The organism is Neolewinella maritima (assembly GCF_923081025.1).
In the GTDB taxonomy this organism is placed as follows: Bacteria; Bacteroidota; Bacteroidia; order Chitinophagales; family Saprospiraceae; genus Neolewinella; species Neolewinella maritima.
Window position 1 is genome coordinate 804,207 of record NZ_CAKLPZ010000001.1, and the last position, 12,092, is coordinate 816,298.

The 12,092-nt window shown below is 53.0% G+C and carries 9 protein-coding genes; 8 read left to right on the forward strand and 1 reads right to left on the reverse strand.

Features of this window, described 5'->3' with window-relative positions:
• Nucleotides 1–19 precede the first annotated feature (19 nt).
• Nucleotides 20–961 carry an NAD(P)-dependent oxidoreductase gene (locus tag MJQ68_RS03280; protein WP_238749551.1) on the reverse strand — a complete coding sequence of 314 codons (942 nt, stop codon included), beginning with the start codon at nt 959–961 and terminating at the stop codon, nt 20–22.
• A gap of 27 nt (nt 962–988) precedes the next feature.
• Between MJQ68_RS03280 and MJQ68_RS03285 the strand changes: the two genes are divergently transcribed.
• The 8 genes from MJQ68_RS03285 (at nt 989) to MJQ68_RS17995 (ending at nt 11,574) form a co-directional block, all read left to right on the forward strand.
• The gene (locus MJQ68_RS03285; protein ID WP_238749552.1) at nt 989–3,649 is read left to right on the forward strand and encodes a TonB-dependent receptor; all 2,661 of its coding nucleotides are present in this window, start codon (nt 989–991) and stop codon (nt 3,647–3,649) included.
• Nucleotides 3,650–3,766: 117 nt separating this feature from the next.
• Nucleotides 3,767–4,885, forward strand: coding sequence for a DNA polymerase III subunit beta (gene dnaN, locus MJQ68_RS03290; RefSeq protein WP_238749553.1), 1,119 nt, complete (start codon nt 3,767–3,769; stop codon nt 4,883–4,885).
• Between the two features lie 135 nt (nt 4,886–5,020).
• Nucleotides 5,021–6,331, forward strand: a complete 1,311-nt coding sequence (locus MJQ68_RS03295) for a M16 family metallopeptidase (protein WP_238749554.1) — start codon at nt 5,021–5,023, stop codon at nt 6,329–6,331.
• Between the two features lie 12 nt (nt 6,332–6,343).
• Nucleotides 6,344–6,982: a 3-keto-disaccharide hydrolase gene (locus MJQ68_RS03300; RefSeq protein ID WP_238749555.1), complete on the forward strand. Its 639-nt coding sequence runs from the start codon at nt 6,344–6,346 to the stop codon at nt 6,980–6,982.
• A 400-nt stretch (nt 6,983–7,382) separates the two neighbouring features.
• Entirely contained in the window at nt 7,383–8,105 is a 723-nt protein-coding gene (locus MJQ68_RS03305) for a hypothetical protein (protein ID WP_238749556.1), read from the forward strand.
• Nucleotides 8,106–8,329: 224 nt separating this feature from the next.
• The gene (locus tag MJQ68_RS03310) at nt 8,330–9,124 is read left to right on the forward strand and encodes a hypothetical protein (RefSeq protein ID WP_238749557.1); all 795 of its coding nucleotides are present in this window, start codon (nt 8,330–8,332) and stop codon (nt 9,122–9,124) included.
• Nucleotides 9,124–10,968 (forward strand): DUF262 domain-containing protein, encoded by a 1,845-nt coding sequence (locus tag MJQ68_RS03315; protein WP_238749558.1) that lies wholly within the window; start codon nt 9,124–9,126, stop codon nt 10,966–10,968. The genes MJQ68_RS03310 and MJQ68_RS03315 overlap by 1 nt, the downstream gene beginning before the upstream one ends.
• 393 nt (nt 10,969–11,361) lie before the next feature.
• Nucleotides 11,362–11,574 carry a DUF4844 domain-containing protein gene (locus MJQ68_RS17995; RefSeq protein ID WP_406612751.1) on the forward strand — a complete coding sequence of 71 codons (213 nt, stop codon included), beginning with the start codon at nt 11,362–11,364 and terminating at the stop codon, nt 11,572–11,574.
• Nucleotides 11,575–12,092 lie beyond the last annotated feature (518 nt).

Genomic DNA, 12,092 nt, shown 5'->3' on the forward strand with positions numbered 1-12,092 from the left:
ATACGCGAGAAGCCGCGAATTAAACCCCCTGCCGAATGTTCTGCATAATTCCTTCGATCAACCGCGTACGCGCCTCGACGCTCGCCCAGCCGATGTGGGGGGTGAGCAGCAATTTGTCGCGATTCCGGACGCGCAGGTAGGGATGGTCGGCCGGTAGCGGCTCCTCGCGGAACACGTCTACGGCGGCTCCGGCGATGGCCCCTTCGTCCAGGGCGGTGACCAGGTCCTGCTCCACGACGATGCCGCCGCGGGCTACGTTGACCAGGTAGGCCGACGACTTCATCTGGCGCAGGCGGTCGAGGTCGAGCACTCCATCAGTCTGCTCCGACAGCGCGCAGTGGATGCTGACTACGTCGCAGGTCGCGAGGAACTCATCGAGTTCCATGCGGGTGTAGGGCGCGTCGTGGTCGTTGCCCCGTGCGCTGTAATAGACGACCTCTGCACCATACGCCGTGGCCAGTTCGGCTACCCGCCGGCCGATGGTACCCAGTCCGATGATCCCGTAGCGCTGTCCGCGCAGTTCGTAGAAGGGCTGGCGCCAGAGGGTGAAGTCCTTGGCTCGGGAGTAGTTACCGCTGTAGACCTCCCGGTTGAGGTGCAGCAGGTCCATCGCTACGGTAAACAGGGCGGTGAGGGTGAGCTGGGCGACGGAGTCCGTACTGTAGCCGGCCACGTTGCGGACCGGAATACCACGGGCTGCGGCGGCCTCCTTGGCGATGTTGTTGGTGCCGGTGGCGGCTACGCAGATCAGCTGCAGCTCGGGCAGTTGCTCGATGGTTTCGGCGCTGAGGGCTACTTTATTGGTGATGAGCACGGTGGCCCCGGCGGCGCGCTCCAGGAGTTGCTCGGGGGAGGTGAGCGCGTAGCTCGCGAAGTCACCCAGCTCGTCGAAGCGGGCGAAGGCGGGCAGGTCGTCGACGGTGCCGGCGTCGAGAAATACGATCCTGGGGGTGGCGGGCATGGGGCGGCTTTTTAGGTGGGGTAAATTATGACGCTGCAGGTAAACAAAGCGGCGCGCCGGGTCGCTTTAGTCACTATGCGGTACCTCTTGTTTGTTTTCGTCCTGGCGGCTGCCTGTTGTTCTACCACCCTACGCGCCCAGGAAGCCGAGCTGATGGGTACCGTGACCGGTCCGCAGGGCGATACCCTGATCGGCGCCTCGGTGCGGGTGGTCGGCTCCGTGATCGGGGCGGTCACCGACCTGGAAGGTCACTATATACTGTCGGTGCCCCCCGGCCGCATCCGCCTGCTGGCCACCTACCTGGGCTTCGAGAACTACGATACCGTGGTGGTCGTAAGCACCACGGACCGCGAACTCGAGGTCGATATCCGCATGGAGGAAAGCTTCATGACCACCGGCGAAGTGATCGTCTACGGGCGGCGGGCGGCCGGACAGGCACAGGCCCTGCGGGTGCAGCAGTCGGCCGTGGTACCGCAGACCATCCTACACGCCGAGACCTTTAACAAATATCCCGACATCACCCTCGCCGAGACCGTACAGCGCATGCCGGGCGTGACCATCACGCGCAACCGCGGCGAAGGTGAGCTAGTGCAGGTGCGGGGCCTGCCCGAGCAGTACACCGCCATCTCGCTCAACGGACAGCGGCTGCCCGCCGTGCAGCCCGAGGCCGACCGGGCGGGTAGCCTGGACATCATCCAGTCTAACCTGGTGGAGGAAGTGCGCGTCATCAAGGCTCGCAGTGCCGACATGGACGCCGACGCCATCGGGGGTACGGTAGACTTCCGCATCCGCCAGCCGGAGGACAAGGCCGAGATCCTGCTACAGGCCGGCGGGGGCAGTAACTTCGGCTTCGACCAGATCCCGGGGCAGTCGTCCAGCATCACCCAGGCGGCGGCCGTGCTCAACTCCGAACTGAGCGACGAGGCGGTCTACGGTCTGCTGGCCGGCAGCTACTTCCGGCACAACCGCGGCAACCGCACGCAGCGCTTCGACTACGGCGAGAACGGCACCACCGGACGTGAGATCAGTCGGGTGCGCCCCATCGATACGGACCGCATGACCACCAAGACCGGTCTGGTAGGCGCCGTAGAGCTCCGCCCCAGCATCTACAACCGCATGCGCCTGAGCTACAACTACAGCGCCAACGACGACGAGGTGATGACCCGCGAGACCAACTTCAACCGCGGCAACGCCACTACCGCTCTGGAAGACCGCATCAGCAGCCGCTGGAAGGAGGAGCGCCGCCTGAACATGGTGGCCCTGGAAGTAGAGAACAACTTCAAGCTCACCCAACTGACCTACGCGCTCAGCTTTGCCAGCACCAGCGAGCGGCTGCGCGACCGGCAGCGGGCCTTCAACTCCAGCACGGTGGACAACGGCGCGGCCACGGCCGACCGGCCCTTCGAGGACCTGCTGCCCACCGACACCCGCTTTGCCGGACAGTCCCTCGAGCGCCGCTTCACCGAGCAGCTCAACCTGAACCTGGAGGAGGATATCGCCATCGGTGGGGTTAACATCACCCGCCACCTCAACTCTAGCCGCACCAGCTTCCTGCGGGCCGGCGGTCGGTACCGGATCAAGGAGCGCACCTACGAGGAGTTTTACCAGGGCGTAGCGGGCGGCGGTCCGGCTGTACCGTCGACCGGCTTCCCCGACCTGAGCAATGAATCCCTGCTCGACGAGGACCCCGATCTCACCAGCGGACCCAACTACTACGCCTCCGAAAAGATCGCCGCTGGCTACCTGATGTACCTCACCAACTGGACGGCCAAGCTGACCACCTCGGTAGGCCTGCGCTACGAGTACACCGACCTGGACTACACCCTACAGCGCAGTCAGGACACCGACTCCACCAGCTACAACGACCTGTTTCCCAGCCTCAATATCACCTACCGGCTGCGGCGCGATCACCAGCTGCGCTTCTCCTACTACGACGCCATCGCACGCGTACCCTACGCTACCGTAGTACCCACCCAGCGCTTCGCCGAGCGGCGGCAGGCCCGGCTCGACGTGTTCTCCCTGGATAACCCCGACGTATCTCCCACCTACAGCCGCAACCTCGATCTCACCTACGAGCGCTACGGCCGCAACGACGGACTGATCAGCGTAAGCGCCTACGCCAAGTTCCTCACCGACCCCACGGTACGCGTCGCCAACTTCGAGTTCGTCAATGAGCAACCCTCCCTCGGCTACTCCATCGCCAATACCGCTGATGCCCGCCTGCTGGGCCTGGAACTGGGCTTCTACCAGAGCCTTGCCTTCCTCAACCCCAAGCTGCGCATCCTGAACGTGAACGGCAACGTGAACCTGAACAGCTACCAGCTCGACGGCGACGACACCGACAACACCCTGGCTCAGGCCCCGCGCCGCTCGGCCAACCTCAGCTTCGTCTACTCCAACCCCCGCACCCGCCTCAACCTCGTGCTGGCCGGCAACTACCGCAGCTCTACCCTCGACCTGTTGCGCGACGGTCAGCCCGTCTGGATCAACGCCGTCATCTCCCTCGACCTGGCGGCCGACTACGAGCTGTTCAAGGGTATTTCCGCCTACGTCCGCGTCAACAACGCCACCGATCACCGCGCCGAGCGCTACATCGGTAAGCCCGACCAGGACGATTCCCTGCTCCTGTCCAAAACGCAGTTTGGCGTCTGGGGCGTTGCTGGTCTACGCTGGAGACCGGGGAGGTAGTTCTGTAGTAGCGTAGTTCTGTAGTTCTCTCCCGCCTACAGAACTACCCCCTACAGAACTACAGAACTACCACACTACCCCACTAATTCCCTATGTTTGCCCAAAGCCACGCCCACTATGAAATTTTCCGTTTCCAGTTCCGATCTGCAGAAGAAATTACAGCTGGCCGGGGGGGCCATCGCGTCTAATCCGGTACTGCCGATCCTGGAAGATTTCCTGTTTACGATCAGCGGCAACACGCTGGAAATAGCGGCTACGGACCTGGAGACCAGCGTAGTGACCAGCCTGGAAGTGAACGCCGACGGCGACGGACAAGTAGCCGTACCCGCCCGCATCCTGATCGATACCCTGAAGGCCCTGCCGCAGCAGCCCGTGACCTTCGATATCAATGAGGACAACTACGGTATTTCTATCACCTCCGCCTACGGCAAGTATAAGCTAGCTGGCGAGCCTGGGGGCGACTACCCTAATATTCCGGAGCCCAGCGAGGCCGACGAGATCAGCGTGACGGCCATGAGCCTGCTGGAGGGTATCAATAAGACGCTCTTCGCCACCTCGACCGACGAACTGCGGCCGGCCATGACGGGCGTCTACTTTCAGGTCGACTTCTCGAAGCTGGTTATGGTAGCCACCGACGCCCACAAGCTGGTAAAGTACAGCCTGAGCGACGTGAACGGCGAGCTGACCAGCAGCTTCATCATTCCTAAAAAAGCCCTCAACCTGCTCAAGGGCGCGCTGCCGCATACCGACGTAGCCGTAACCGTGAGCTTCGATAAGTCGAACGCCTTTTTCGAATACGGCGACACCAAGCTGGCCTGCCGCCTGATCGACGCGCGCTACCCCGACTACAATGCCGTCATCCCGGCCGATAACCCCAACGTGCTGCTGGTCAATCGCGCCGACTTCCAGAACAGCCTGAAGCGGATCGTGATCTACGCCAACAAGACCACCAACCAGGTCATCCTCAACATCGCCGACGGCAGCCTCACCGTGAGCGCCCAGGACCTCGATTTCAGCAACGAAGCCACCGAGCAACTGAGCTGCAGCTACGACGGCAGTCCGCTACAGATCGGCTTCAACGCCAAGTTCCTAGTAGAAATGCTGGGCGTACTCGAAGGCGAAGAAGTGAAGCTGGAAATGAGCACCGCCACCCGCGCCGGTATCCTCGTGCCCACCGAGCAGGAGAACGGACAGGATATCATGATGCTGGTGATGCCGGTGATGCTGTCTAACTGAGGTTGAATATGGTAAATTTAAACACGGAGGGCACGGATTTCTTTTCACGGATTACACGGAGGCGGCCGTACAGCTACACCGTGTAACACCTCCGTGTCATCCGTGCCCTAAATCCGTGTTCTCCGTGTTTAGACTATGTCATATACCCCCCACGTAAACACCCCCAGCGTCCCAGCCCTACCCCCCGCCCGGGAGTGGACGCTCTCCAACGGACTACGGGTAGTAGCCATCCACGTCACCCAGGCCCCCATCCTGAGCGTGGAGCTGATCTGGCGCGCCGGCCGCCCCTACGAAGCCCAACCCCTGCTGGCCGCCGCCACCAACGCCCTGCTCACCGAGGGCAGCAGCAGCCACTCCGCTACCGCCCTGGAGACCCTGTTCGAGCAGTACGGCACCGCCCTGCGCACGCCGGAGGACTACGATACCGCGAACCTGAGTCTGGCCACTATCGTCAAGCACGCGCCCCGCCTGCTGCCCGCTATGGTGGAGGTGGTGGTCGCTCCCACCTTCCCGGCCAAGGAACTCAAGCGCTACATCAAACGCAGCAAGCAGCAATTGCGGGAGGATCTGGAAGACCCCGATACCCTGGCCTACCGCATGCTCTCCGAGGCGGCCTTTGGGGCCAGCAACCCCTACGGCTACGGCGGTACGAAGGCCCAGTACGAAGCCCTTACGCTGGAGGCCGTGCAGCAGCACTACCGCACGTATTACGGCGCGGCCAACGCCACCCTGCGCATCGTGGGCCAGCTGAGTACGGAGGTGGAGGAGCTGCTGGAGGCCACCTTCGGTCAGCTGCCGACGGGTACCCGCGCGGCAGAGCCGACCTACCGGGTGGATGCCGGTCCGCCGCAGGTCTTGCAGCTGCACCGTCCGCGCGCCCAGCAGACGATGATCCGCCGGGGCCGCCGCGGCTTTCGGGTCACGGACGATGATTACCCCGGTCTCTGCGTACTGGAGACCATCCTGGGCGGCTACTACGGCAGTCGGCTGATGCGCAACATCCGCGAGGAGAAGGGCTTCACCTACGGCATCGACTCCGACCTGGACACCTACCGCTTCGACGGCACTTTCGGCATCTCGGCCGATGTAGCCAACGAGAACGTCGCCGAGGTGCGCCGCGAGATCCTCACCGAGATGGACAAACTGCGGCAGGACCTCGTCCCCGCCCGCGAGCTCGACATGGTCCGCGCCTACCTCATCGGCGGACTGGTCATGGACCTCGACGGACCCCTTGCCGTCAGCGGACGCCACCGTTCGGCCATCATCAAGGAATACGACGCAGCCGCCCACCTGCGGCGCCTGGATGCGGCTATTCGTGGCATTTCCGCCCGGGAGGTGCGCGACCTGGCCGCCACCTACCTGCGCCCCGAGCTGGACTGGGAGGTCATCGTAGGCGGCGCGGCCGATTCCGGCAGCGGTAGCCTATCTTCCGGGCTCACTCCCTAGCTACGCTCCACTATGACCTGGTCTACCGTTCTCCCGTCCCTGCTCCTGCTGTTTCTCCTGAGCTGTAACCGTCCCGCCAGCACCACACTCACCGCACCCGCCTCCGAGAATACCATAACCCTCTTCAACGGACAGAACCTCGACGGCTGGACCGTCCACGGCACCGAGCGCTGGTACGTAGCGGACGGCGAGCTGGTCTGCGAGAGCGGTCCCGACGCCGCCTACGGCTACCTCAGCACCAATGCGTACTACGACGACTTCGAGCTCACCCTGGAGTTCAAGCAGGAGGCCGATGGCAACAGCGGGGTATTCATCCGCTCCACCGTCGACGGCACCAAGATCAGCGGCTGGCAGGTCGAAGTAGCCCCGCCCGGTCACGATACGGGCGGCATCTACGAGTCCTACGGCCGCGGCTGGCTCATCAAGCCCGACCCGGAAAAGGACAAGCACCTGAAGGCAGGAGAGTGGAACACCCTCCGGATCCGCGCCGAGGGGCCCACCGTCACCTCCTACCTCAACGGCCACCAAATGGTCACCCTCACGGACGAAAAGATCGGTGCGGGCGAGGGCGGCATCGCCTTACAGATCCACGACGGCGGCGGCATCAAAGTGCGGTGGCGGGATATCGTGCTTACTCCGCTGGCGCGCTAGCATTATATCCGGGCGGGGCCGCGGGTGCGTAGGGTATATATGAATTGCTTGTTCTATTTTGAGCCAGTGTTCTGGATGAAGCAGCTGGGTGCGGGTTGGGGTAGGTGTTTCGACACATGGGGGGCGGAGCCTTGTGGCTATTGCGTATATACAACATGCGGTGGTGTGTATACGCGATTGGGGGAACAACGACAACCGAGGCTTCACGTCAAGTGGTTGACGCAGATTGGGGGGCTATACGCAATTGTGTGTATACGCAATGCGTGTGTACAAATGTTGGGCGCCATACCGGCATTAAAGCCGGCACGAACTTAGCTAGTTAATTTGCGGAAGAGCAAATTCCTGCTAAATACACCAGCATAATCTTAACTCACATCAAACACGACGGTACACTAATATTATGAGCAAAAAGATTAACAAATATAGAGTTGATCCAGAAACGATTCCTGAAAAGTGGTCAACAGTTCCAAGCATGTTTGAAGTTATAGACACCCATACTATTCCGTTTGAAGATCAGGTAGAAGGTATACTTCCAAAGTATTTAAAATTAAGTAACCCTGGAAAGGAAAGAGAGAAGTTTAAACTAATTTCCTTTCTACCTGTGTCTGAAAGCTATTGGTTATCTGTGTTCAATATGAGATATCTCAAGTACGGACGAAACTTTTATCTAGGCACAGATGAATCGGGCTTGCAGTCAATAAAAGTCAGAGATCGAAGATACAAAAGAGGTTATAGAATTGAACGACACAAAAAGTATGAAGATTCTTTGAAGCAGCATCCGTTTTTTCCTTGGTCTGAATTAAATGAGGAAACGAAAAATCATTTAAGGAATGAATTCAATGATATAAAGGATAATTTAGTAGCAAACAACAAGAAGGGTAAGTTAATTCTGCTACCAATACTGGCAATAGCAATTGTAGTGTGTTACTTTATCAATATAAACGCGGCACTACTATTAACTATATTATTCCTATATTCAATGTTTAGATACAATGTGAATTTTATTAGCTTAGAGAATCGAGCAAACAGTTTCTCGAAGCAAGTAGAAGATGCCTATGGAAAACAGAAGGATAATGTGAAATCTATACGGATAGAATTAAAATCAATATCATTTATTGATTAAAATCTACATCGCCCAACACCACGCCTACGTCAACCGGGGCTGGGTAGGGGAGTGCTGGTGAGTGCAAGGGGTGCCCGGTGCCGCCGCGCCGTCCCCTCTTGGGTGGGATGAAGATGGTCTAATTCAGGGAAGAGTGCCCCGGCTGCGTAGGCGTAAACATTCGCCGCAATCAAACATAAAAAATCGTACCTTGATCAATAATTTAAAGGCAAAGCAATCAATTCATGCCTAATCAATTCTTTGGACACATAAACAAATGGCTACTCTTATCTCAATCTGACACGGATTTTGCTTCATTGTTTGTGAGAGCTTGGATTCCGTTTAACGCTTGGTACGTAAATCACTATCAAATTACACGAGATAGAGAATGCATTGATAACCTTAAGTCCGATAACAATCATTTTCGCTCTAGAATGATTGCCTTACTTCAAACCAATGACGACGCTGCACAGGAGTTTAAGTACTATTTAGCAAAATTACAAAGAAGGTTAGATATGTATCCAATACCTGATGCTGTAAATCCAATATCGCTACGATCTATTTATTATAGAGAAAATCCTATAATGTCAACAACTCCCGTCGTTGAAAATCGCGGCCGTTTGTATAAAGCTGAAAAGCTTGCAGGCGGGGATATCACCCTTCAGATTTTAAACAAAAATAACAACAATAATACTGTTTATAGTTATAGTCATAATAAATACGAACCTACTCACTTTTTAAATTCATTAGCGCACAGTAATTTGTCCAATAATCAAAGAGGTGTGGCAGAAAGGTGCTATCTAGAAATCAATCCAAAAGTTAAAGAAAATTTGATAGCGGATGGAAATCGTAATGTGTTAAGGATACATACCATAAATCTAATTAACAATCCTAATCTCGTGTCGCAAGCCGTCATAGAATTGTTATATACCTTGCGTAATAAGTTGTTTCACGGTGAAATACAGCCCACGAGGCAGAATCTATCAGTTTACGAGCCCGCCTATTTTATCTTACGTTCGCTGCTAAAAGACATTCAATAATGAGCAACAAAATTGAAGCCAGGACGAGGAGTTTAAGAGAACTTCTAGATAATCAAAAATATAAAGTCGACTATTTTCAAAGAGAATATAAGTGGGAGAGCAAGCAGTTGCAACAACTACTCTTAGATTTAGAAGAGGCATTTTTTTTAAATTATGCTGATGGTCACACTATTGCTGATGTAGTTGAGTATAATACTTACTTTCTTGGTCCGATCATATTAATCGATGAAGGTAGTTCAAAGTCAATTGTAGATGGGCAGCAAAGACTTACCACATTAACCTTACTATTGATTCATCTTAATAAACTTCAGAGCAATTATGAAGAACAAGAAACCATTGAAACTCTAATTTACTCGAAAAGGCATGGAAGGAAATCATATAATATTGAAGTCCCTGATAGAACTGATGTACTTGACGCTTTATATCAAGGAAAGACGATTATAGATATTGCAGAGTCAGAACACATCGCAGGTCTGTTCGCTCCACTAATACAGAAGGTAGATAAAAAAGATGAGTCAGTACAGAATATGATAGACCGTTTTAACGACATCGAATCATATTTTTCGGAAGAGATAAGAGGAGAAAAGCTGTTGATGTTTATTGACTATCTTAAAGAAAAATTACTATTTGTAGAAATTGTCACGTTTAGTGAAGAGAACGCATTTACAATTTTTGAGACCATGAACGATAGGGGGTTAAGTCTCACCCCTACTGAGATGCTTAAGGGTTATTTGTTATCAAACATTGATACGATAGAGTTCCGTGATAGGGCTAATGATCTATGGAAAAAGAAAATTAGCCAACTTCATCAATTTTCAGTTAAAGAGGATAATGAGTTTATGAAAGCATGGCTCCGAGGTCAGTATGCTAGAACTCAAAGAAACAGAAAAAAAGGTTCAGGAAACGAAGACTTTGGTAAGATCGGTACTCATTTTCATACATGGGTAAGAGATAACTCAAAGTATCTTAATCTTGATACTAGCGATAGCGTTTTCTATTTCATTCAGAACGACTTCAAGTTCTATTGTGACGTGTATCAAAAGGTATTGAAGAAGACCAATGGAAAATATGACGGTGGATCTGTAGCAGCAATTTCAAGTTATTACTCGATTGCAACTTCACTGAGTTTACCACTTTACATGGCTGCTATATCTAAACTCGACAGCGAGTCTACTGTGAACGAAAAAATAGATTTAGTTTCAAAATTCTTGGACGCTTACGCGGTAGGCCGTTCAATTAATGAAAAACCTATTGGGCAATCATCTATTAGCTACTCACTTTTCTCATTGATAAAAAATATTCGTAATTGTGAAATAGTAGAGTTAAGAAAGCGACTTTCTGAAGAACTTTACGAATCAAATGCTCTTCCGTTTGATATTACTGATTTGACAGTGACTTCGAAGAATTACAGATTTATAAGATACTTGTTTTGTAGGCTTGTCTATCAAGTCAAATTGGATAACCAAACTAATATTTCATTTCAAGAACTTATATCATTGCGAAAGAACAATCGACTTGTTCCAATTCAAATACTCCCATCAAATAGGTATGAGATATATTCCGATTACTTTGAAGACGAGGAAGTTTACTCATACTACACAAATTTAATTGGGAACTATCTGCTTGCTCCTGCGGAATATTTCAACAAAGTGGATAATTTGCCTAGCGAAAAGAGAATAAACTATTTAAAAGAATTGGGGGGATTTTTACCAAATATTCTTCCACTTGAGTTTGAAGAATTCTCCTTGACGGATTTTAACTATCACTTTGACCAAGTGGCCATACATGAAAGGGGTAATGAATTAAACAAAATGGTATCTAAAATTTGGAACGATAATTTATAATGCGGCGAACACCGCCTCAACTCCATTAAGCTAAGAGTATTTGTAGGTATTCAGAATACCCATCCGGCCTAGCCTTGGGGGTGTTTCTCACTCATGTTGTCCGCTTCGTATCTTTAAAGTATAGTGCCCCCGCCCGGCCGTGAGGCGGCTCGTGCCGTGACCTGCTGCCTTTATAGCCCATTAGAGTGCTGAGCGATAGTTGGGTTCGTAAACATGTCGGTCCTGACTCCGCATGATCCGTCTGATGCGTACACGGCCCGGGCGGGGCCTATAGGGTTCGAGGTGGGTAAGTAGCTCGTCCAGGAGAACCTTGGTCCGGGCGCGCCACCGCCGGATACCTTCCAAAAACAGAGTGGGCAGCCAACTTTTGATCAGCCCGGCGGTCACGTTGCGATTGATGCGGTAGGGCTCACAACCGATGAAGAGTATCAAGATGCAATTAAAATAAGACTAAAAAGATTTGATCCATATGTATTAGATATGGATACAGAAGACCGAGCAAGGGTAGCTAATTACTTCAAAGAGCTGATGAATATAGTGAGGTTGAAAAGTTCAAATGGCTTCCTTAATAGCTTTGTCTACGGATTTGACCCAATTGACAACTAGTCGATCGAAGTCCTGCTTAGTGAATGGCAAATAGCCTTTACAACGGCACCAGTGACGCTTCCTTTGTAATTCGAATTAGCAGACTACGCCATTATCTTATTTACCCTATGGGACAACCACAAAGCCTGTAATGTTAACTTGATAAATATGTAAAGGGTTACCATTCAGCAAACAGTAAGGCTTAAATTACTATGAAAGATGAATTGGAACAAAGATAACCTGCAACTTCAGAATAGCGATCTTAAAGGGACACTGACATTGGTTTCAGAAGGTGGAAGAATAACACCAATTCCTAATGGGTATGCAGCACATTGTCAAATAGATAAATCGGAAATGCAATACTCATGCAGAGTCTACTTGATCGGCCGCAACCAGTTACAACCTGGGGAATCTTGCACAGCTTTGCTCAAATTCATATTCGGTTCAATAAACCAGTTGGGGTTGAACATGTCTGTCAACTCCGAGCTACAATTGAACGAAGGAGGAAGAAATATAGGGACGTTGGATGATCTAACTCT